The organism is Kitasatospora sp. NPDC048239 (genome assembly GCF_043202015.1).
In the GTDB taxonomy this organism is placed as follows: Bacteria; Actinomycetota; Actinomycetes; order Streptomycetales; family Streptomycetaceae; genus Kitasatospora.
In genome coordinates this window covers 879297-899252 of sequence record NZ_JBICZP010000001.1, presented here as the reverse complement: position 1 = coordinate 899252, position 19956 = coordinate 879297, and the positions used below count along the sequence as shown (strand labels likewise).

21 protein-coding genes are annotated in these 19956 nt (G+C 75.6%); 7 read left to right on the top strand and 14 right to left on the bottom strand.

Going from position 1 to position 19956, the window contains the following annotated elements; translation table 11 throughout:
* Positions 1 to 241: 241 nt before the first annotated feature.
* The 10 genes from ACGFZP_RS03965 to ACGFZP_RS03920 are packed head-to-tail and all read right to left on the bottom strand — an operon-like array spanning position 242 to position 11179.
* Positions 242 to 1639 (bottom strand): ABC transporter ATP-binding protein, encoded by a 1398-nt coding sequence (locus tag ACGFZP_RS03965; protein ID WP_392928256.1) that lies wholly within the window; start codon positions 1637 to 1639, stop codon positions 242 to 244.
* Positions 1636 to 2448, bottom strand: a complete 813-nt coding sequence (locus tag ACGFZP_RS03960; protein WP_392928254.1) for an ABC transporter permease subunit — start codon at positions 2446 to 2448, stop codon at positions 1636 to 1638. The genes ACGFZP_RS03965 and ACGFZP_RS03960 overlap by 4 nt, the downstream gene beginning before the upstream one ends.
* Positions 2445 to 3389, bottom strand: coding sequence for an ABC transporter permease (locus tag ACGFZP_RS03955; protein ID WP_392928252.1), 945 nt, complete (start codon positions 3387 to 3389; stop codon positions 2445 to 2447). The genes ACGFZP_RS03960 and ACGFZP_RS03955 overlap by 4 nt, the downstream gene beginning before the upstream one ends.
* A complete protein-coding gene (locus ACGFZP_RS03950; RefSeq protein ID WP_392928250.1) occupies positions 3386 to 4945 on the bottom strand; it encodes an ABC transporter substrate-binding protein in 1560 nt (519 codons plus the stop codon). The genes ACGFZP_RS03955 and ACGFZP_RS03950 overlap by 4 nt, the downstream gene beginning before the upstream one ends.
* Before the next feature lie 2 nt (positions 4946 to 4947).
* Positions 4948 to 5751 carry a class I SAM-dependent methyltransferase gene (locus ACGFZP_RS03945; RefSeq protein WP_392928248.1) on the bottom strand — a complete coding sequence of 268 codons (804 nt, stop codon included), beginning with the start codon at positions 5749 to 5751 and terminating at the stop codon, positions 4948 to 4950.
* Positions 5748 to 6953 (bottom strand): MFS transporter, encoded by a 1206-nt coding sequence (locus ACGFZP_RS03940; protein ID WP_392928246.1) that lies wholly within the window; start codon positions 6951 to 6953, stop codon positions 5748 to 5750. Before ACGFZP_RS03940 ends, ACGFZP_RS03945 begins: the two co-directional genes overlap by 4 nt.
* Positions 6950 to 8014, bottom strand: a complete 1065-nt coding sequence (locus tag ACGFZP_RS03935) for a dipeptide epimerase (RefSeq protein ID WP_392928244.1) — start codon at positions 8012 to 8014, stop codon at positions 6950 to 6952. Before ACGFZP_RS03935 ends, ACGFZP_RS03940 begins: the two co-directional genes overlap by 4 nt.
* Positions 8011 to 9069 carry a PLP-dependent cysteine synthase family protein gene (locus ACGFZP_RS03930; protein ID WP_392928344.1) on the bottom strand — a complete coding sequence of 353 codons (1059 nt, stop codon included), beginning with the start codon at positions 9067 to 9069 and terminating at the stop codon, positions 8011 to 8013. Before ACGFZP_RS03930 ends, ACGFZP_RS03935 begins: the two co-directional genes overlap by 4 nt.
* Positions 9070 to 9074: 5 nt before the next feature.
* Positions 9075 to 9905 carry a Rossmann-like domain-containing protein gene (locus ACGFZP_RS03925; RefSeq protein ID WP_392928243.1) on the bottom strand — a complete coding sequence of 277 codons (831 nt, stop codon included), beginning with the start codon at positions 9903 to 9905 and terminating at the stop codon, positions 9075 to 9077.
* Positions 9902 to 11179, bottom strand: a complete 1278-nt coding sequence (locus ACGFZP_RS03920) for an ATP-grasp domain-containing protein (protein WP_392928241.1) — start codon at positions 11177 to 11179, stop codon at positions 9902 to 9904. Before ACGFZP_RS03920 ends, ACGFZP_RS03925 begins: the two co-directional genes overlap by 4 nt.
* A 168-nt stretch (positions 11180 to 11347) precedes the next feature.
* Here ACGFZP_RS03920 and ACGFZP_RS03915 point away from each other — a divergent pair, with 168 nt between their 5' ends.
* The 4 genes from ACGFZP_RS03915 to ACGFZP_RS03900 all read left to right on the top strand — a co-directional run bounded on the left by ACGFZP_RS03915 (position 11348) and on the right by ACGFZP_RS03900 (position 15030).
* Positions 11348 to 11905 (top strand): GNAT family N-acetyltransferase, encoded by a 558-nt coding sequence (locus ACGFZP_RS03915; protein ID WP_392928239.1) that lies wholly within the window; start codon positions 11348 to 11350, stop codon positions 11903 to 11905.
* Between the two features lie 146 nt (positions 11906 to 12051).
* Complete coding sequence (locus ACGFZP_RS03910) at positions 12052 to 12717, top strand: TetR/AcrR family transcriptional regulator (RefSeq protein WP_392928238.1); 666 nt, start codon at positions 12052 to 12054, stop codon at positions 12715 to 12717.
* Between the two features lie 68 nt (positions 12718 to 12785).
* Positions 12786 to 14318: an MFS transporter gene (locus ACGFZP_RS03905; protein ID WP_392928236.1), complete on the top strand. Its 1533-nt coding sequence runs from the start codon at positions 12786 to 12788 to the stop codon at positions 14316 to 14318.
* Positions 14319 to 14589: 271 nt separating this feature from the next.
* Positions 14590 to 15030: a PPOX class F420-dependent oxidoreductase gene (locus tag ACGFZP_RS03900; protein ID WP_392928234.1), complete on the top strand. Its 441-nt coding sequence runs from the start codon at positions 14590 to 14592 to the stop codon at positions 15028 to 15030.
* Between the two features lie 50 nt (positions 15031 to 15080).
* On the opposite strand, the gene ACGFZP_RS03895 is transcribed toward ACGFZP_RS03900, so the two are convergent.
* Together ACGFZP_RS03895 and ACGFZP_RS03890 are read right to left on the bottom strand one after the other, a co-directional pair.
* Positions 15081 to 15308 carry a hypothetical protein gene (locus tag ACGFZP_RS03895; RefSeq protein ID WP_392928231.1) on the bottom strand — a complete coding sequence of 76 codons (228 nt, stop codon included), beginning with the start codon at positions 15306 to 15308 and terminating at the stop codon, positions 15081 to 15083.
* Between the two features lie 67 nt (positions 15309 to 15375).
* Complete coding sequence (locus ACGFZP_RS03890) at positions 15376 to 15645, bottom strand: DUF1876 domain-containing protein (RefSeq protein ID WP_392928228.1); 270 nt, start codon at positions 15643 to 15645, stop codon at positions 15376 to 15378.
* A 159-nt stretch (positions 15646 to 15804) separates the two neighbouring features.
* Between ACGFZP_RS03890 and ACGFZP_RS03885 the strand changes: the two genes are divergently transcribed.
* Entirely contained in the window at positions 15805 to 16659 is an 855-nt protein-coding gene (locus tag ACGFZP_RS03885; RefSeq protein ID WP_392928225.1) for a YndJ family protein, read from the top strand.
* Positions 16656 to 17258 carry a DUF1990 family protein gene (locus tag ACGFZP_RS03880; RefSeq protein ID WP_392928223.1) on the top strand — a complete coding sequence of 201 codons (603 nt, stop codon included), beginning with the start codon at positions 16656 to 16658 and terminating at the stop codon, positions 17256 to 17258. Before ACGFZP_RS03885 ends, ACGFZP_RS03880 begins: the two co-directional genes overlap by 4 nt.
* 271 nt (positions 17259 to 17529) lie before the next feature.
* Here ACGFZP_RS03880 and ACGFZP_RS03875 read toward each other — a convergent pair whose 3' ends face one another.
* Positions 17530 to 17895, bottom strand: coding sequence for a darcynin family protein (locus ACGFZP_RS03875; RefSeq protein WP_392928221.1), 366 nt, complete (start codon positions 17893 to 17895; stop codon positions 17530 to 17532).
* Positions 17896 to 17947: 52 nt separating this feature from the next.
* Positions 17948 to 18841 (bottom strand): NAD(P)H-binding protein, encoded by an 894-nt coding sequence (locus ACGFZP_RS03870; RefSeq protein WP_392928220.1) that lies wholly within the window; start codon positions 18839 to 18841, stop codon positions 17948 to 17950.
* 106 nt (positions 18842 to 18947) lie between these two features.
* On the opposite strand from ACGFZP_RS03870, the gene ACGFZP_RS03865 reads away from it, so the two are divergent.
* Positions 18948 to 19898 (top strand): LysR family transcriptional regulator, encoded by a 951-nt coding sequence (locus ACGFZP_RS03865; RefSeq protein ID WP_392928218.1) that lies wholly within the window; start codon positions 18948 to 18950, stop codon positions 19896 to 19898.
* The last annotated feature ends 58 nt before the right edge of the window (positions 19899 to 19956 follow it).

Sequence of the window (19956 nt, the reverse complement as noted above, 5' to 3'; positions counted from 1 at the left end):
GGGCCCGTCCCGACTCCCACGGCCTGCCGGCCGCCCGGGCGCCCTCAGCCTAGGCCGTGTCCGACGGTTCCCGTCGGATCAGCGCGCGCCCGGCGGGTACTGCTCGGGGTGCGGCACGGCACCCGGCCCGCAGGCGCGGGCGCCCGGGGCCGTCGGGTCACGGTGCGGGGGCTCTGCGCAGGCCCTCGGAACCGGTGCCGGGGGCCGTGAGGGCGAGCGGCCCCGAAGGGTCGCGGGCCGGTCAGCCCCCGGTCAGCCGGCCGTCGGCCAGGACGGCGACGGCGTCCGCGAGGGCGTCCGCGGCGGTGAGGTCGTGGGTGATCAGCAGCAGCGCCAGGCCGGTTCGCCCGCGCAGGGCGGCGAGCCGGTCGAGGACCGCCGCACGGGTGGCGGCGTCCAGCCCGGAGGTGATCTCGTCGCAGATCAGGACGGCCGGGCGGACGATCAACGCCCGGGCGAGGGCCGCCCGTTGCAGCTCGCCGCCGGAGAGGGAGCCGGGGCGCCGGGCCGCCTTGGCGGCGTCGAGTCCGAGTGCGGCCAGCAGCTCCGCGGCCTCGTCGGCGGCCGCCCGCCGAGGCAGACCGCGCAGCCGGACGGCGGCCCGGGCGACCTGTTCGGCGATCGGACGGTGGTCCGCGAAGGCGGCCCGGGCGTCCTGGAACACGTACTGCACGGCCGCGAGTTGGCGGCGGTCGCGCCGACGGACGCTGCGCGGCAGCGGTTCGCCGTCGAGGCGGACGACGCCCTCGTGGCGCGGGTGCAGTCCGGCGAGGCACCGGCCCAGCGTGGTCTTGCCGCCGCCGGACGGCCCGACCAGCGCCAGGCACTCCCCCGCCCGCAGCTCCAGCCGGACGTCGTGCAGCACGGCCGCGCCCCCGGCATGGCGGGCGGTGAGGCCGCCGACCGCGAGGCGGACGGCGCCGCGCGGTGGGCGGCGCCCTTCGGGGGTCGGCCTGACCGACCGATCCGGGGGTGGGCCGGGAGCGGCCAGTACCGAGGCGGGCGGGCCGGTGCGCACCGTGCGGCCGGCCGCGAGGACGACCACCTCGTCGGCCAACTCCCGGACCACGTCCAGGTCGTGGCTGAGCAGCACGATGCCGATGCCGTCGGCGGCGAGCTCGCCGAGGAGGGCGGTGAGGCGCCGTCGGGTGAGCGGGTCCTGACCGGTGGTGGGCTCGTCGGCGAGGACGACGCGGGCCCCGAGCAGCAGCGCCTGGGCGAGCACCACCCGCTGTTGCTGGCCGCCGGAGAGCTGGTGCGGGAAGCGCCGCAGCACCCCCTCGACGTCGGTCAGCCGGGCCTGCCGCAGGGCCTCGCGGACGGCGGGCGCCCCGCCGCCCGTGCGGCGGGCGATGTCGCGCAGCAGGACGCCGACCCGGCGGGCCGGGTTGAGGACGGTGGCGGGGTGCTGCGGGAGGTAGCCGATCGGACCGGCGGGGGCCGCCACCGTGCCGCCCACCGACGCGCCGGGCGGGTACTCGCCGAGCAGCGCCAGGGCGGTGGTGGTCTTGCCGCTGCCGGACGGCCCGACCAGGGCCGTGACCCGGCCGGGGCGGACCCGCAGGCCGACGTCGTGCACCAGCACGCGTCCGTCGACCTCGACCCGCAGGCCGTCCACGGTGGCGAGGGCTGAGGTCATCGCCTGGGCTCCTTCCGGCCGGGGCGAACCCGGTGGCGCCCGCGCTGGAGAGCCGTGTCGAACAGCAGGTTGGTGCCGGTGGCGAGGCCGGCGATCAGCAGGGCGGGGACGAGGACGGCCCACGGCTGGAGCAGGAGGCCGGGCCGGTTGCGGTCGACCATGACGGCCCAGTCGGCGGCGTCGGGTCGGACGCCGACGCCGAGGAAGGCGGCCGTGCCGACCAGGTGGAGCGCGCCGACCAGGCGGGTGCCCGCATCGGCGGCCAGGGTGTGGCGGATCGAGCGGGCGACCTGGCCGAAGGCGATCCGGTGCCAGGACTCGCCGTGCAGCCGCAGCGCCTCCACCACCGGGCGGGCGGCGGCCTCGACGGCCGCCGCGTGGACCACCCGGGCGGCGTCCGGGGCGGCGGCGAGCGCGACGAGGGCGGCCAGCCCGGCCGGGCCCGGGCTCACGGCGGTGGCGACCAGCAGGACGAGCAACAGCGAGGGCACCGCGATCAGCACGTCCAGTGGCCGCAGCAGCAGCTCCTCCAGCCAGGCGCGGCCGGTGAGCGCGGCCGCCAGCGCGAGCGGCACCGCCAGCGCGTAGCCGAGGGCCGTCGCGGCGACGGCCACCAGGACCACCGACCGCCCGCCGAGCAGGACTTGGCGCCACACCTCCCGGCCGGTGAAGTCGGTGCCCAGGCCGAGGCCGCCGCCGGGCGCGAAGGAGACGCCGTGCGGGCCTGGCGGCCCGGCGAACAGCGGCCCGAGCAGGGCCAGCAGCAGCGGGACGGCGACCAGGGCCGCCCCGAGCCCGTACCGCCTCACACCGGCACCTCCGTCCGGGGTGCGAGTCGGCGGGCCAGCAGGTCGGCGGCCAGGTTCACCACGACCGTCACCGCGCCGAACAGCACTGCCAGCCCCTGCACCACCGGCAGGTCGCGGGCCGCGACGGCGTCGAGCAGCAGCGTCCCGAGGCCGGGCAGGACGAACAGGGCCTCGGCCACGACGACCCCGCAGAGCAGCCAGTCGGCGGTGCGGGCGAGCTGCTGGGCGGCCGGTGCCAGGGCGTTCGGCAGGGCGTGCGTCCAGCGGACCCGGGCGGGTGGGACGCCGCAGCGCCGGGCGTGCACGGCGTAGGGCGCAGCCAGCGCCTCGACCAGGCCGGCCCGGACCAGCCGGGCGACGCTGCAGACCGGGCGGGCCAGCAGCACCAGCACCGGCAGGACCAGGACGGCCGGCTGCCGCCACACCCCGCCGACGGCGGTCGGCGGCAGCCAGCCGAGCCGCAGCGCGAACACCGCGGTCAGCAGCACCCCGAGGGCGAACTCCGGTACGGCGTAGACCGCCAGGGTGAGCGCGCTGATCGCACGGTCCAGCGGACCGCCCTCCCGGCGGGCGGCGAGCATCCCGAGGCCGACCGCCGAAGGCACCAGCAGCGCCAGCACCAGGGCGGCCAGCAGGACGGTCGGCCCGAAGGCCTCCGCCAGGAGGTCCGCCACCGGTCGGCCGCTGACCAGCGAGCGGCCGAGCCCGCCGTGCGCCAACTCCCCCGCCCAGTCCGCGAACCGTTCGACGGCCGGCCGGTCCAGCCGCAGCGCGGCACGGAGCGCGGCGATCCGTACCGGGTCCGGGTCGTCCCCGGCGAGGGCCACGGCGGCGTCGCCGGGCAGCGCCTCGGTGAGGACGAAGACCAGCACCGGTACCGCCGCCACCTGTGCGGCGCCGAGCAGCAGCCGGCGCCCGGCCCAGCCGCGCAACGGGCTCATGCCAGCCACACCTTGTCGAAGCGCGCCCAGTCCAGGGTGTTGGCGGGTGCGTCGGCGGCCACGCCGTGCAGCCGCCGGGAGGTGCCGAGGATCCAGTCCGCGAAGCCCCAGATCAGGAAGCCGCCCTCGTCGTGGAGCCGGCGCTGCATCTGCTCGTAGAGCGCGGCGCGGGCGGCCTGGTCGGCGGTGGACTGCGCCCTGGTGTACAGCTCGTCGAACTCGGGGTGGCGCCAATGGGTGGCGTTGGTGGTGGAGTTGGAGAGCAGCCGCTGGGAGAGGTGCGATTCGACGGGCAGCGCCCCGGAGCGGTAGGAGGCGAGCACGCCGCCGTCCAGGATGTCCTTCCAGTAGGTGTCCTTGCTGCCGACCCTCACCTCGACCGTGACGCCCGCCCGGGCCGCCTGCTCCCGGAGGATGCCGGCCGCCTCGACGAACCCGGCGGCGACGGGCGAGGTGTCCAGGGTGACCTTGAGGCCCTCCGCGCCGGCCTCGCGCAGCAGGGCGCGGGCCCGGTCGAGGTCCTGGGTGCGCTGCGGCAGGTCGGCCGGGTAGTACTGGGCGCCCTTGCCGAAGACGTCGTTGCCGATCTCGCCCGCCCCGGAGAGGGCGCCGTCGACCAGCTCCCTGCGGTCGGCGATCAGGAAGAACGCCCGGCGGACCCGCGGGTCGTCGAACGGCGGCCGGTCGGTCTTCATCACGAAGCCCTGCATGGCGCTGTTGCGCAGTCGGACGATGCCGATCCGGCCGCCGCGTTCGTGGGTGCGGGCGCTGGCGGGGGCCAACTCGTGGGCGTACTCGGCCTGTCCGCCGAGGAGGGCGTTGATGCGGGCCGACTCCTCGTTGGCGACCAGGATCTCCAGCTCGTCCAGGTGCGGGGCGCCGTCCCAGTAGCCGGGGTTGCGCCGTACGAGCAGGGCGGATCCGGGGGTGAAGGAGACGAAGGCGAACGGTCCGGAGCCGACCGGCCGGGTGAAGTCCTCGGCGCCCTCGGGGACGATGTAGGCGCCGAACGCGGCCAGCACATTGGGGAATTCGGCGCAGGGCCGCTTCAGTCGGAACTCCACGGTGGCCGTGTCCACGGCGCGGCTGGCGGCGAGGTCGATCGGTTCCAGCGAGGCGCGGGCGCGGAACGCCCGCCCGGGGTCGGCTATCCGGCGGTAGCTGTAGAGCACATCGGCGGCGGTGACGGGCCGGCCGTCGTGGAAGGCGGCCTTGCGCAGCCGGACCGTCCAGGTGTCGAGGGCGGCGTTGGGCTCCCAGCCGCTCGCCAGCCGGGGGCGGGCGGCGAGGTCGGCACCGGCGTCGGCGAGCTTGTCGTAGAGGGCCTTGGCGCGGGCCGCGTCGGCGAAGAGGTTGGTGAGGTGCGGGTCGAGGGTCTCGCCCGCGCCGCCGCCGGCGAAGACGGCGCGCAGTCGGCCGCCGCCGCGCGGGGTGGCGGCGGCCTCGGCGCCGGTGGCGGCAGCGGTGCCGGGTCCGGTGGTGCGGGAGGTGCAGGCCGCGAGGCCCAGGGCGGCACCGGCGGTGAGCAGGGTGCGGCGCGCAAGTGCGTTGGTCATTCTCAACTGCCTTTTCTCACATGCGGGTCGAGTCGGGCGACCAGGTGGATCCGGTCCGCCTCGGCGGTGTCGGCGGGCCGGTCGCCCTCCACCCAGGGCGGGTCGGTGCGCGGTCCGGGGCGGTCGTAGAGGTCGAGGACGGAGAAACCGTTGGCGGCGAGCACGTACCGCAGCTCCTGTGGGAGGAGCAGCCGCCAGGCGGAGTGCTGGGTGACCGGCTCGCCGCCGGCGTCGTCGGTCCAGATCCGGGTGCGGCACAGGAGTTGGGCCGCGTGGTCGATCCGCAGGGTGGTGTGCGAGGTGTGGGTGACGCCGTCGTGGGTGAGGGTGTCGGTGCGCGGGGCGTCGAGGAGTTCGGTGCGGCCGAGGAAGAAGGCGCCGTTGCGCATCTCGGCGATCAGCAGCCCGCCGGGGTGCAGGCGGCGGCGCAGGCCGCCGAGCAGGGCGTCCAGGTCCTCGTTGGTGTGGCAGTAGAGCAGTGCGCTGTCCAGGCACAGCGCCGCGTGGAAGCGCCGGCCGGGCCGCAGGCTCCGCATGTCGCCGACGTGGTAGTCGGGCCCGGGGTGGCGGGTGCGGGCGTGCCGGATCATCGCCTCGGAGCTGTCCAGGCCGGTGACCGTGCGCCCGGCGGCCCGGTGCAGCCACTGTGCGTCACGGCCGGTGCCACAGCCGAGGTCGAGCACCTCGGCTCCGGCGCGGTACTCGCGCAGCACCGACTCGGCCCACCGGGCGGCCCGGAACCCCGGGTCGGGGAAGCGCAGTTCGTAGAGTTCGGGGTTGTCGGTGAGCAGGTTGCGGCCGTTCATCGGGCCTCGCTGGGGAGTGGGCGGGCGGGGGTGGGGAGTCGTCCGGTGCGGTGCAGGCGGGCGAGGGCGGCGGCGGAGGCCAGGCCGAGGCCGCAGCAGAGCAGCCAGGGCGCGGCGGCGGCGCCGTCCATGGCCCGGCCGACCGCCGTGTTGCCGAGGGCGGCGGCGACGCCGGACACGACGTAGTAGAGGCCGTAGTAGGTGCCGGTGAGGCCGTCGCGGCCGAAGGCGGGGATGAGTTCCAGCACGAAGGGCTGGGCGGTCATCAGGCCGAGCTGGAGCAGCAGGACGCCGCCGAGGACGCCGGGCAGGCCGGGCGCGGCGAGCGGGAGCAGGAAGCCGGTGGCCGCCAGCGCGAGCCCGAGGGGGATCCAGCGGCCGGGGGCGGCCCGGCGTTGGAGCCTGGTGGTGATGCGCAGTTGGAGGGTGAGGTTGGCGAGGGTGCTGGTCAGGAAGACCAGGCTGACGGCGCCCTCCCAGCCGGTGGCACGGCGGGCGGCGTCGGGCAGCAGCAGGTAGAGCTGGCTCTCCATGCCGAACAGGCCGACCATGGCGACGGCGAAGGCAAGGAAGCGCCGGTCGGCGGCGACCTCGCGCCAGTCGGCGAGCAGGCCGCGCTCGGGCGGCGGGACGTCCCGGGCGGGCAGGGCGAGGGCCTGCGCCGCGGTGAGCAGGGCGAAGATCCCGGCGGCGGTGAGCGCGGCGGCCCGGAAGTCGACCAGCAGCAGGACGGTGCCGAGCAGCGGGCCGGCCAGCGCGCCGGTGGTCGCGAACACGTTGAACAGCGCGAACGCCTCGGCCTTGCGCTCCCCCGCCTCGTGCGCGACATAGGTGCGGACGGCCGGGTTGAACAGGGCGCCGGCCAGGCCGCTGAGCACCGAGGCGGCGAGCAGCACGGCGAGCGAGTCGCCGAGCGCGAACAGGCCGAAGCCCGCGGTGCGCAGGGCGCAGCCGGCGATGATGACGCGGCGGGCGCCGAGCCGGTCGGCGGCCGAGCCGCCGATGATGAACAGGCCCTGCTGGCTGAGGTTGCGCACGCCGAGGACGGCGCCGACGGCGAGGGCGGAGAGCCCGAGGTCCTGGCCGAGGTGGCCGGCGAGGTAGGGGATGAGCAGGTAGAAGCCGGTGTTGACGCCGAGCTGGTTGACCAGCAGCAGCCGTACGGGCAGCGGGAAGGTCCGTACGGCGCGCAGTATCCTCACCGGCCGGCCGCCCGGTCGGGGGTGCGGACGGGCAGGACGCCGAGGCCGGCCCGGTCGGGGGTGCGGACCGTCCCGTCGGTGCCGCCGATGCCCTGCCAGGGGTCGTGGGCGAGCAGCAGGTGGCCGTCGAGGTCGACCCAGCGGGCGCGGTCGGCGAGGTGGACGGCGGGGGCGATGCCCAGCGAGCTGGCGGCGAGGCAGCCGAGCATCAGCTCGGTGCCGCTGCCCTGGAGGGCGGCGTGGATGCGCAGCGCCTGGTGGACGCCGCCGCACTTGGCGAGTTTGATGTTGACGCCGTGGACCCGGCCGGCCAGGCGGACGGCGTCCTCGTAGCCGACGGCGTCCTCGTCGGCGATGATCGGCAGCGGGGAGTGCTCGGCGAGGGCGGCGAGCTCTTCGGGCCGGCCGGGGGCGATCGGCTGCTCGACCGCCTCGACGCCCAGGGCGGCGAAGGCCGGCAGGAGCCGGCGGGCGGTGGGCGGGCTCCAGGCGCCGTTGGGGTCGAGCAGCAGGCGGGCCTGCGGCGCGGCCTCGGCCACGGCGCGGACCCGGGCGAGGTCCTCGGCCGGGTCCGCGGAGCCGGCCTTGACCTTGAGCACGGTGAAGCCGGCGGCGTCGAGCCGGGCGGCCTGGACGGCGGCGCGGGCGGGCTCCTCGATCCCGATGGTGCGGGCGGTGGGGGCGGACACCGGGGCGAGCCGGCCGAGGAGTTGGTGGACGGGCGCGCCGGCCCGCTTGCCGACCAGGTCGAGCAGTGCGGCGTCGACGGCGGCCAGCACTCCGGCCGCCGGTTCCTTGAACTGCGCTGCTCCGCAATGGAGTTCGGCGAGGGCGCACTCCGGATCGGGGAGCCGCTCCAACCCGGGCCGCAGGGCTTCGAGTTCGCGCAGGATGCGGTCGGTGGGCAGCTGGAGGTAGGCGCTGCTGACGGCCTCGCCGTGGCCGGTGAGGCCGCCGTGCGAGATGGCGAGCCGGACGGCGTCGCGTTCGGTGGTGACCGAGCGGGAGATCCGCAGCGGCCGGGCGAGCCGCAGCCGTAGGGCGTGGACGGCGATCCTCATCGGCGTTCCTCCGGGCGGTCGGTGCGCCAGCGGGCCCAGCCGGCGACCTCGACGGCGGCCGGGTGCGGGATCTCGATCGGGCGGGGCGCGGCGGGTGCGGGCTCCAGCCCGTGGCGGCGGCAGAACGCGTCGTCGTAGACGGTGCCGAGGTAGCGGTGCGGGCCGTCGGGGAAGACGGTGGCGACGGCCGCGCCGGGGTGCACCCGGGCGGCCCAGGCGGCGACCAGGGCGACGGCTCCGGTGCTCCAGCCGCCGCTGACGAAGCTGCCGCGGGCGAGTCGCCGGCAGGCGTCGACCGCCTCGGCGGGGCCGACCCAGTGGATCTCGTCGAAGGCGTGGTGGGCGACGTTGCGCGGGTGGATGGAGCTGCCGAGGCCGCGCATCAGCCGGGGGCGGGCGGGTTGGCCGAAGATGGCGGAGCCGACGGAGTCGACGCCGATGATCCGCAGGCCCGGCCAGCGGCGGCGCAGCGGTTCGGCGAGCCCGGCACTGTGGCCGCCGGTGCCGACGCTGCACACCAGCACGTCCAGGTGGTCGAGTTCGGCGGCGATCTCCTGGGCCATCGCGTGGTAGCCGGCCGCGTTGTCAGGGTTGTTGTACTGGTCGGGCCAGTAGGCGCCGGGGAGTTCGGCCAGCACGGCGCGCAGCCGGGCGAGTCGGGCCGCCTGCCAGCCGCCCTGGCGGGCGGGCTGCCCGACGATCTCCAGCCGGGCGCCGTAGGAGTGCAGCAACTGCCGCATGGACGGTTCGAGTTCGGCGTCGCCGACCAGCACGACGGGGTGGCCGAGGGCCTGGCCGGCGAAGGCGAGGCCGATTCCGAGGGTGCCGGAGGTGGACTCCACCACGGTGGCTCCGGGCCGGAGTTCGCCGCGGGCGTGGGCGCCGCGGAGCATGGCGACGGCGGAGCGGGCCTTCATGCCGCCGGCGCCGAGCCCCTCCAGTTTGGCCCAGAAGCCGGGGTGCGGGTGGGGCAGCGGGGTGCGGATGCGGGCCAGCGGTGTGCGGCCGAGCAGGGTCAGCAGCTCGGGGTTGCCGAGGCCGGCGGTGGCGAGCAGCGCGGTCACCGGGTGTCGCCGCCGTACAGGTGGAGGACGGTGGGTCCGCCGTCCAGCCAGAAGAACGGGTACGGCTCGGCGCTGACGGCGGTGGCGCCCTCGCCGAGCAGTCGGGGCAGCACGGCGCTGCCGGTCTGGGCGAACAGCACCAGCGGCTTGCCGGTGGCCCGGGCGTGGGCGAGCAGCGGGTCGAGCGTGCCGTTGCCGAGGGTCATCCCGGAGGCGAGGACGGCGTCGCAGTCGTCGAGGTGGGCGAGGGCGTCGGTGCGCACCGGTTCGCCCCACTCGGTGGTGCCGCCCTTGAGGTCGCACGGGAGGTAGTCGATGCCGCGCGAACGCAGCTGCTCCAGAAGCGAGTTGACGACGCCGACGACCAGGACGCGGCGCACCCCCGCGGCCGGGAGCAGGCCGGTGACGGCCCGGGCGCGGGCGCGGGACTTCGCCAGCGAGCCGCCGGCCGGCAGGGTGACCGGGCGGGCCCCCGCGGCGCGGCTGTGCGGCCGGCAGTGCATCAGGTAGGCGTCGAGGGCGGCGACCCGGACGGCGGTGAGCGGGTGGTCGAGCAGTGCGGTGACGCTCGCGCCGACGCAGTCGGTGAGCGCGTCGGCGGGCAGCTCGCCGGGCTCCACGGCGCAGGAGCCGACGGCGGCGCCGAGGCGCAGGCTGAGCACCTCGTTGCGGTAGCCGCGGGCGCGGCCGGTGTGCCGGACGGCCTGGCTGGTGGTGAAGGCGAGGGCGATGTGCTGGTCGGCCGGGTCCGGTCCGTACCGCCCGGCGCGGGCCTGGCCGGTGAGCGTCGACAGCGCGGTGGCGCCGTCCAGGGAGGTGGTCGTCATGCGGGCACCGCCTGGGCGGCGGCGGGGCGCAGGCGCGGCCGCAGGCCGGTCAGCAGCCGCTCGGCGGTGCGGCGGGCGCCGAGCCCCTCGGTGTCGGCGGTCATCACGTGTCCGAGGTACTCGTTGTTGCTGGTGGCGGGCCGGATGTCGCGGCCGGGCCCGGCGAGGGACAGCTCGACCACCGCCTCGTCGCGCCGGACGGCGGGCTCGCCGTCGAAACCTTCCAGCAGGCCGGTCCGCTCCGGCAGCAGGAAGGCGATCGCCGCGCTGGCGACGCCGGTGCGGTGGACGGCGAGGTCGGGGCGCCGGCCGAGGGCGACGTCCACGCAGGCGGCGGCGAGGTCGACGCCGGCGACCCGCCGGACGAGTTCGGTGATCCGGTTGCCGGCCGGGCGCGGGTTGACCTCGACCACCCGGGGGCCGGCGGGGGTGAGCTTGATCTCGGTGTGGGCGACGACCTGGTCCAGTCCGAGCGCGGCCAGTGCGGCGACGGCGGTGGAGACGGCGGCCTCGGCGTCGGCGGGGTCGAGCGCGGCGGGGAACATGTGGCCGGTCTCGATGAAGGAGGGCGCACCGCCGACGCTCTTGTCGGTGATGCCGACGACGTGCGCGGAGCCGTCGAAGGAGACCGTCTCGACGCTGACCTCGGGACCGGTCAGCAGCTCCTCCAGCAGGACGACGGGGGCCCGCCGCTGGCCGCGCGCGTTGACCGGGAAGGCCTCCATGGCGCGCAGGGCGGCGATGAGCTCGCGCTCGTCGAGCACCTCGCGGACGAACATCCCGGCGCACAGGTCGACCGGTTTGACCACCAGCGGGTAGCCGATCGCCCGGGCGGCGGCGAGCGCCTGGCCCGGGTCGTCGCAGAGCGCGTAGGAGGGCCCGGGCACGCCCGCCTCGGCGAGCGCGCGGCGGGTGAGGTCCTTGCGGCAGGCGGCCTCGACGGCGTCCGGCGCCGGCCCCGGCAGGCCGAGCCGGCGGGCCGTCCGCGCGACCAGCGGCAGGTAGTAGTCACAGGAGGAGAGCACCCCGTCGAAGCCGAGCACCGCATGCAGCCGTTCGGCGTACGGGAGCAGCGCGGCGGGGTCGTTGGTGTCGGCGGTGAGGATGTTCCCGGCGGCCAGCAGCGGGTGCGGCCCGTCGTCCGGGGCCGCCCGCAGGTAGTGGTGCAGGTCGCGGGTGAGGAAGGTGAAGCGGTGGCCGCCCTCCCCCAGCGCCCTGGGCAGCAGTCTGCTCATGGAGCCGACCCAGCTCTCGATCACCAGCAGATGCGCCACGGATGTCCCTCTCGACGGTGTGCGGCGGACCGCTCCGGCCCGCCTGGGGGAGAAACTTAACGGCATCCGTTTTCATTTTCAACACGCCTGTCGACGGATCGACAGATGAAAGTCGTTTTCATGTAGGCTCGCAGCCGCCCACCCCCTCAGCAGCTCCGGAGGCAGCCGATGGACCGTCAGACCGCCTACACCGTGCGGCACGCCCGGCCCGAGGACGTGCCGGGCGCCCGCCGGCTGATCCTCGACACCCTCTACCGCGAGTTCGGCTACGGCTACGTCCCCGAGTGGCACGCCGACGTCGTCGACCTCCAGGGCCACTACCTCGACCACCCCCGGCACACCCTGCTGGTCGCCGTCCGGCAGGGCGAGGTGGTCGCCACCACCGCCCTGCACTCCACCGGGCCCGCCCACCCGCCGCACCCGCGCGAGGTCGCCGAGCGCTACCCCGGCGGGACGACCGCCCAGCTCGTCCGGGTCTACGTCCGGGCCGAGCACCGCCGGCACGGCCTGGCCCGCGAGCTGGTCCGCCGGGCCTGCGCGTTCGCGGCCGCCGAGGGCGGGTACCGGTGCGTCTACCTGCACACCAACGCGGACATCCCGGGCGCCGAGCCGTTCTGGCGCAGCCTCGCCGAGGAGGTCCACGACGCCCGCCCCACCGGTGAGCACGGTCCCGGCGTCGCCACCGTCCACTTCGAGATCCCGCTGCACCGGCCGGCCCTGGTCTGACCCCGCCCGGCCGCAGCCGAGGGGCCCCCTTCCGAATGTGATGCAGGTCACACTCCAGGGCGAAATTTCCGGGGACGGATTCCCCGTTTGCTCCTTCGTACGTCGAAACGGGGAAGTTTTCCCCGGTATCGTGGGAGGAGCACGAAGTGAGCAGGACCGCCGCCGAGCCGGCCCGCACCACGGACCCGGTCCGCGCGCCCAGACTGCGCGCGGACGCGACCCGCAACCGTGAGCGGATCATCCTGGCGGCCCGGGAGGCCTTCGTCGAACACGGCGCCGACGCGCCGCTGGACGAGATCGCCAAGCGGGCCGGTGTCGGCAACGCCACGCTCTACCGGAACTTCCCGGATCGCTCCGCGCTGATCCGGGAGGTGGCGCTGCTCGTCAAGAACAGCATCCTGGCGGCCGCCGAGGCGGCGACCGCCGAGGGCGTCGGCCCGTTCGACGCGCTGCAGCGGTTCGTCCATGCGGCGGTCGAGGAGCAGGTCGGCGCGCTGTGCCCGATCTTCTCCAACCACGTCGACCCGTTCGACCCGGCCCTGGTGGAGGCCCGCGAGCGTCTGGCGACCGCCGTCGACGGTCTGATGGCGCGCGCACGGGAGGCCGGCGAGCTGCGGGCGGACGTCGATCACGGCGATCTGTTCGTCGCGATCAGCCAGCTCACCCGCCCCCTGCCGGGCACCTCCTGCGAACTGCTCGACGGCTTCGTCCACCGGCACCTGCAGCTGTTCCTGGACGGCCTGCGGGCGCCCGCCCGTTCCACCCTGCCCGGCCGGGCCGCGACCTTCGAGGACTTCCAGCCGCACCACTGATCCGCCACCGCGTTCCGCACACCGACCGCCCCGATTCACCCGCAACGCACCGTGAAGTGAGTACCCCCATGCCCAAAACCGCCGCTCAGCCGGACATCCAGCCCGATCCGAGGCGCTGGAAGGCGCTGATCTTCATCGGTCTCGCCCAGCTGATGGTCGTGCTCGACGCGACCATCGTGAACATCGCCCTGCCGTCCGCCCAGAAGGACCTCGGCATCACCGACGGCAACCGCCAGTGGGTCATCACGGCCTACGCGCTCGCCTTCGGCGGCCTGCTGCTGTTCGGCGGCCGGATAGCCGACCTGTGGGGCCGCAAGCGGACCTTCGTGGTGGGCCTGACCGGCTTCGCCGTGGCCTCCGCGCTCGGCGGCGCGGCCGCCAACACCGCGATGCTGCTCGGCGCGCGCGCCCTCCAGGGCGTCTTCGGCGCCCTGCTCGCCCCGGCCGCGCTCTCGCTGCTGGCCGTGATGTTCACCGAGGCCAAGGAGCGCGCCAAGGCGTTCGGCATCTACGGCGCCATCGCCGGCGGCGGCGGCGCGATCGGCCTGATCCTCGGCGGTCTGCTGACCGAGTACCTGAACTGGCGCTGGACCTTCTTCGTCAACATCCCGTTCGCCGTGGCCGCCGCGATGGGCGCCGTCATGGTGATCCGCGAGCCCGCCGGGGGCCGCAACCGCAACCGGCTGGACATCCCGGGCGTGCTGCTGGTCACCACCGGCCTGGTCGCCCTGGTCTACGGCTTCACCCGGGCCGAGTCGGACGGCTGGAGCTCCGGCATCACCATCGGCCTGTTCATCGCCGCCGCGATCCTGCTGACCGCCTTCCTCGTGGTCGAGCGCGTGGTGAAGGCCCCGCTGCTGCCGCTGCGGGTCGTCCTGGACCGCAACCGCGGCGGGGTCTACCTGTCGCTCGGTCTGGCCGTGATCGGCATGTTCGGTCTGTTCCTGTTCCTGACCTACTACCTGCAGATCGTGCTCGACTACAGCCCGGTGCTGACCGGCGTCGCCTTCCTGCCGATGGTGGCGGGCATGATCACCGGCTCGACCCAGATCGGCGCCCGGCTGATGACCCGGGTCCCCGCGCGCTACCTGATGGCGCCCGGCTTCCTGGTCGCCTCGCTCGGCCTGCTGATCCTCACCCAGATCGGCCTGGACACCTCCTACCCGGCGCTGATCCTGCCCGGTCTGGTCCTGATGGGCCTCGGCATGGGCACCGCGTTCATGCCCGCGATGAGCCTGGCCACGCACGGCGTCCAGCCGCGCGACGCGGGCGTGGCGTCCGCCATGGTCAACACCTCCCAGCAGGTCGGCGGCGCCATCGGCACCGCGCTGCTGAACACCATCGCGGCCAGCTCCACGGCCACCTACCTCGCCGCCCACCTCGGCGGCGCGACCAGCCCGGAGGCGGCCAAGGCGCTGCAGTTCCAGGGCATGGTGCACGGCTTCTCGACCGCGATCTGGTGGTCGTTCGGGATCCTGGTGGCGGCCTCCGCGATCGCCTTCGTCCTCATCAACGCCGGCCGGCCCGGCAGCGGGACCGAGGGCTCGGACGCGTCCGAGGGCGCGGGCAGCGCCAACGACGTGCCGGTGCTGGTGCACTGAGCCGACGGGCCCCAGCGGGCGACGCGGGTGCGGAGCGGCCCGTCCGGTGTTTCGACACCGGGCGGGCCGCCTGCCGTTCCGGGCCCGCCCCGGCGCGCTCGCGCCGACCGCCCGATCCGCCGGGTGCGCGCCGCCCGGACGGTACCCGGGCGGCTCCGCCCCCTCGATCCGGCGGCCGAGGTGGACCAGAATGGAACCGCCCACCCGGCCGGGGGCAGACCTTCCAGGCGCCGGCCGGTGGCCGCGTACCCGCCCGGCAAGGGAGGACATCGTGCCCGACCGTACCGACCAGCTCGCCGACCACAGATACCTCCTCCTCACCACCTTCGACGAGGACGGCGGCCGGGTGCGTTCGCAGATCTGGGTGGTCGCCGACGGTGCGGCGCTCGGCATCTGGACACCCACCCACTCGGGCGAGGCCGAGCGCATCCGCCGCCACCCCCGGGTACTGGTCGGCCCGTGCGACTCCCACGGGCGCCCGACCGGCCGCCCGCTCCCGGCCCGCGCCGCGGTCTGCGACGCGGACGCGACGGCGCGCTACCGCACCTCGTTGCTCAACAAGTACGGCATGACGGCGCTGATCGCCCTGGCCCGCAGCCGGTTCCGGCTCGGCCTGGCCGGGACGGTCGGCATCCGGATCACCCTCAACGAGCTCGAACAGCGGCTGATCGGCCCGGAGTGGCAGCCGCCGGCCTCGTACTGCCCGAACTGACGGACGACGGCGGCGGCGGCCCACGGCCGGGGCGGCGGCGTAGGCCCGGGTCAGCCCGTGGCCGCCCCGCCGTCCCGGCCGTCCTCCGGCGGGCCGTCTCCGTCCCCGGTCGGCTCGCTCCCGGGCAGGCCGCTCCCCGGCGCCCGCGCCAGGTCGGCCGGCTCGCACGCCTCGCGGCCGGTGCCCGTGTGCACCACCTTGACGGCCCGCTCGGGGCCGCCCGGCACGACCTGCTGCTCACGGCCGCACCGCGGGCAGATCAGCGGAATGGTCGGCATCCGCGTCTCCCTCCGCCGGGGATCCGGTGGGATCGGGTCGGATCAGACCGGATCAGGTCGAATCAGCTCAGGTCAGGGGGTGGGTCGGGACCGGGCTGACGGCCTGGATCTCGCCGTGGGCCTTGGTGAGGAGCTGCGACGCCAGGTCGTTGAGTGCGCGGGCGGCCGCGATCTCCTCGCCGACCCTCAGCTGTTCCGGGTCGGACGGGTGGCGGCTGGTGTAGCCGTGGGCGCGCAGCTCCGAACCGTCGCCGAGCCGGAGCATCGCCGCGGCGGCCGTCCTCGCGCCCTCCTCACGGAATTCCATCTCGATGTGCCAACCGACCAGAGTCTGCATGGCGGATCACCTCCATCGGTTACCACCTCCAGAGTGCGCCGCACCCAGCGTGAACACCAGGGCTGACGGGTCCGGGCCGAGTTGAACGCGTTCAACCCCGGGGCGTAGAGTCACCGGCGTAAGAATTTGAACGCGTTCAACGAAGGGGGTGCGACCGCCATGGGCCCAGGCACCGCGGAGCTGGTCAACCTCATCGTCCTGCTCGGCATGGGCGCCGTGATCCCGCTCGGCCTCACCCTGATCGACGAGCCCGGACTCGCCCGGGTGCGCCGGTACTGGCCGCTCGCCGCCGTACCCGGCGCGCTCTCGCTCTGGCTGCCGCGCGGCGGCCTCGCCACCGGCTGCGCCGCACTCTACGCGCTCGGCACCCTCGCCCTCGCCGCCCACGCACCGCTGCGGCTGCGCCGCACCCGCTCGCTCGCGCCGCGGGAGATCGCCGTGCTGACCGCCCTCGCCACGCCCTCGGTGGCCGGGCTCGCCCTGGTCGCCGAGCGCTCCGGCCACCGGCTGCTCGGCTTCGACCTCGACATCCTGGCGCTCACCGTGCCGCACTTCCACTTCGCCGGGTTCACCGCCGCGCTGGTCGCCGGGCTGGTCTGCCGGACCGCGCCCGCCGGCAGCGCCGCCGCCCGGTTCGCCGCCCTCAGCGTGCCGCTCGGCACCCTGCTGGTGCTGGCCGGCTACTTCGTCGACGACTGGGCCGAGCTCGCCGGAGCCGTCGTGCTCACCATCGGGATGTGGCTGGTCGGCCTGCTCACCTGGCGCGACCTCCGGCCCCGCGCCCGCACCGCCGACCGGCCCACCGCCGCGCTGCTCGCGGTGTCCTCCGCGGTCCTCGCCGCCACCATGCTGCTCGCCCTCTGGTGGGCCCTCGGCGAGGCCTCCGGGATCCCCCACCCCACACTGGGCTGGATGGCCGCCACCCACGGCGTCGGCAACGCGCTCGGCTTCGCCCTCTGCTCCCTGCTCGCCTGGCGCCGGCTCGGCGCCGCCACCGAGGAGACCCCCCGATGAACGACCCCGCCCGCCCGGACCTCGCCCACACCGCCCTCGCCCACCCGGACCTCACCTACCCGGAGCTCGGCGCCAGCCGTACCGGCGGCCCCCTCCCGGCCGGGTACAACCACCTGCGCCACCGCGTCCTGATCGGCCACGGCCGCGCCGCCCTGGACGCCGCCGGCGCCGCCGTCCTCGGCTGGCGGATGCACCGCGCGACCGGCGTCCTGGTCACGCCCGAGGCCGACCGGGCCGCTCCCGGCGTGGCCGTCGAGTGCGCCATCGGGCTCGGCCCGCTCCGGGTCGGCGCCCCCTGCCGGGTGCTGTGGACCGCCGACGGCCCCGACCGCTACGGCCTCACCTACGGCACCCGGGCCGGTCACCTGGCCCTCGGCGAGGAGACCTTCCTGGTCGAGATGGGCCCCGACAAGGCCGTCTGGTTCAGCGTCACCGCCTTCAGCCGGCCGGGCCGCTGGTTCGCCCGCCTCGCCGGCCCCCTGCTCCCCCTCGGACAGCACCTCTTCGCCCGCCTCTGCGGCCGCGCCCTCACCCGAATCGCCACCGCGGCCACCGCAGCCGCCTCCGGCTCACCCCGCAGTGAGCGGGCCGGGTCCTGAGCGACCCGTCCGCGAGCCCCTCCGGCCGGTGCCGCTGGCGCCGCCTGCTCCGGCGCCGTCCGGCCGGTCCTGGCCGGACGGCGCCGGAGCAGGGCCTGTCTTACGGGCCACGTCGGATCAGTGGGCGGCGTTGGAGTGCGTGCATCGGCGGTGCGGAGGTGGGAGTCCATGCGGTGGGGGTACCTCCCGGCCGAAGGCCGGGGGCGTGCGTGCTCCGGCGTCACCACCCGGCGAGATCCGAAGGACAGGCCCTGGCCGCTCGGGCGGCGGGTCAGGTGGTGATGGTGGCGACGGGTTCGAGGCCGTAGGTGCGGGCGTAGCCGTTCTCGGTGCCCACGAGGAGGTCGACGACCTCGAAGTAGCGGTCCCAGAAGGGGGTTTCGCGCAGCGCGTCGATGAGGAGCCGGTAGGCCCGGTGGTCCTCGGCCTCCCACACCCAGACGTCGGTGACGCGCGCGGAGTAGAACTCGGTGTCGTAGAAGCGCGACCGGACGCCGGTGGTCCTGGCCTCGATCACGGGCAGGACCCGGGTGGTGAAGGCCTCCACGCGTTGCGGGACGGTCAGGGCGAGCCACTCGGGTGTGGTCTTGACGAGCATGAACGCCGTGACCGGCGGTTCGGTGCGGTCAGCGGGCATCAGGGTGCCTCCTGGTCTGGGGCCGGAGTGCTCCGGCGACGGGTGGTGGGATTCAGGAGCGGACGGCGGGCTTGAGGGTCTGGGCGCACCACTGCTCGAAGCCGGTGGGGGACGCGGTGCCCGGGGTGCGGGTGACTCCGGCGTCCAGGCCCTGGTCCTTGGCCCGCTTCATGTCGACGATGCCCTGGACGAACTCCTCGTTGAGTCCGTAGCCGACGAGGGTGGCGGACAGCTCGTCGAACGGCCGGCGTTCGTAGCGGACGGGGCGGCCGAGCTGTCCGGTCATGATGCGGGCCAGGTCGTTGGGGGACACGTCCCGGGGGCCGAGGACCGGGACGCTCCCGGTGCCGGTCCACGAGCGGTCCAGCAGCAGGCGGGCGGCGACGGCCGCGATGTCGGCGGTCGCCACGAGGGGGGCCCTGCGGTCGGCGTCGACGACGTCGGTGAAGACGCCCTGGTCGCGGATCGAGTCGGCCTCCTCCAGCAGGTTCTCGAAGAAGGACGGGCAGGCCAGGGCCCGGTAGGCGGCGCCGCTTCCGGCGATGAGGTCGTCCATGGCGAGGGAGGCGGTCACCAGGCCGGCCCGGTCGGCGAGCGGGGTGCCGCGGCCGAGCGCGGAGACGCCGACGACATGGCCGACGCCGTGCGCGGCGAGCGCCTTCACCGCGGGGCGGGTGAAGCCGCTGAAGGCGTCCCGCGGAGTCAGGGCGGCGTCCGGGGGGACGAGCCAGAAGACGGCGTCCGCCCCCTCGAAGGCCCGGTCGAGGACCTCGGCGTCCCCGTGCGAGCCCACGACCACCTCGACGCGTCCGCGCGCCGCCTCCGGAAGCCGGGCTGGATCGCGCACGACCACGCGCAGTTCCTCGCCTGCGGCGGGGCCGGACTCCAGGAGCCGGGAGAGCAGGGGGCGGCCGATGTTCCCGGTGGGAGCAGTAATGACGATCATGAAAACCTCGCAGGTCGTGCCGGTCGGTACGCCTCTCATCCTGCTGACGGCACCAGTGCTGCCACAATGGGAACTTCGGCACGGAATCATTGACTGAAACGGAATAATGCTGGTGAACAGCCCGGATCCGGCCCTCGACGCCAATCTCGCCATCGCCTTGGACGCCCTGCTGGCCGAGCACAGCGTCACACGGGCCGCCGCCCGGCTGCACACCTCGCCCGCCGCGATGAGCCGCACGCTCGCCCGGCTGCGCCGCACCCTGCAGGATCCGCTGCTGGTCCGGGCCGGGCAGACCATGGTCCCGACCCCGCGCGCGCTGGCCCTGCGCGAGGAGGCCGCAGCCGTGGTGCAGCGCCTCGGAGCGCTGCTCAGCCCCGATACCGGCGTGGACCCGGCCACCCTGGACAGCACCTTCACCCTCCAGGCTTCCGACCTGGTCGGCGCGGCGCTGGCCCCCGGACTGCTGCGCCTGGCCGAGCAGGAGGCGCCGGGGGTCTCGTTCCGGGTGCGGGCCGAGGAGTTGGAGGCCGGCCCCGCCCTGCGCGACGGCCGGATCGACCTGGAGGTCGGGGCGATCGACCACGTGGACCCGGAGACCAGGGTCGAGGAGCTGGTCACCCTCCGGATGGTGGCGGCCGTCCGGCCCGGGCATCCGCTGACCGAAGGACCCCTGACCCCGGCCCGGCTCGCCGCCGCCCAGCACGTCGCGGTCAGCCGCCGCGGCCGGTTCACCGGACCGCTCGACACCGCCCTGGCCGAGCAGAACCTTCAGCGGCGGGTCGGCGTCGTCCTCCCCGGCCACCTGGCCGCCATGACCCTCGCCGCCCGCAGCGACGTCGTCTGCCTGGTCCCTGCCGCACTCCCCGGCGCCGCGCCCTCGCCCCTCACCGGCGGCGCCCTCGACCTCGGGCTGCACCTCCTGGACATCCCCCTGGCCCTGCCGCCCGTGACCGTCGGCATGGCCTGGCACCCCCGCCATGCGGCCGACCGGGCCCACCACTGGCTCCGCAACGCCGTCCGCCGGACCCTCCGCGCACCCGGGAGCCCGGCCGCGTGATCCGGCCGGGGCGACCGGGGGACGGCACCCGGGGTGACGGGCGCCGGTCCGCGGTGGC

Bases quoted from the DNA above. Each gene is read 5' to 3' on its own strand.
- ACGFZP_RS03965 (WP_392928256.1), bottom strand. From the start codon at position 1,639: ATGACCTCAGCCCTCGCCACCGTGGACGGCCTGCGGGTCGAGGTCGAC.
- ACGFZP_RS03895 (WP_392928231.1), bottom strand. From the start codon at position 15,308: ATGCCGACCATTCCGCTGATCTGCCCGCGGTGCGGCCGTGAGCAGCAG.
- ACGFZP_RS03950 (WP_392928250.1), bottom strand. From the start codon at position 4,945: ATGACCAACGCACTTGCGCGCCGCACCCTGCTCACCGCCGGTGCCGCC.
- ACGFZP_RS03925 (WP_392928243.1), bottom strand. From the start codon at position 9,905: ATGACGACCACCTCCCTGGACGGCGCCACCGCGCTGTCGACGCTCACC.
- ACGFZP_RS03875 (WP_392928221.1), bottom strand. From the start codon at position 17,895: ATGCCCGCTGACCGCACCGAACCGCCGGTCACGGCGTTCATGCTCGTC.
- ACGFZP_RS03905 (WP_392928236.1), top strand. From the start codon at position 12,786: ATGCCCAAAACCGCCGCTCAGCCGGACATCCAGCCCGATCCGAGGCGC.
- ACGFZP_RS03915 (WP_392928239.1), top strand. From the start codon at position 11,348: ATGGACCGTCAGACCGCCTACACCGTGCGGCACGCCCGGCCCGAGGAC.
- ACGFZP_RS03890 (WP_392928228.1), bottom strand. From the start codon at position 15,645: ATGCAGACTCTGGTCGGTTGGCACATCGAGATGGAATTCCGTGAGGAG.
- ACGFZP_RS03955 (WP_392928252.1), bottom strand. From the start codon at position 3,389: ATGAGCCCGTTGCGCGGCTGGGCCGGGCGCCGGCTGCTGCTCGGCGCC.
- ACGFZP_RS03870 (WP_392928220.1), bottom strand. From the start codon at position 18,841: ATGATCGTCATTACTGCTCCCACCGGGAACATCGGCCGCCCCCTGCTC.
- ACGFZP_RS03935 (WP_392928244.1), bottom strand. From the start codon at position 8,014: ATGAGGATCGCCGTCCACGCCCTACGGCTGCGGCTCGCCCGGCCGCTG.
- ACGFZP_RS03865 (WP_392928218.1), top strand. From the start codon at position 18,948: ATGCTGGTGAACAGCCCGGATCCGGCCCTCGACGCCAATCTCGCCATC.
- ACGFZP_RS03880 (WP_392928223.1), top strand. From the start codon at position 16,656: ATGAACGACCCCGCCCGCCCGGACCTCGCCCACACCGCCCTCGCCCAC.
- ACGFZP_RS03885 (WP_392928225.1), top strand. From the start codon at position 15,805: ATGGGCCCAGGCACCGCGGAGCTGGTCAACCTCATCGTCCTGCTCGGC.
- ACGFZP_RS03945 (WP_392928248.1), bottom strand. From the start codon at position 5,751: ATGAACGGCCGCAACCTGCTCACCGACAACCCCGAACTCTACGAACTG.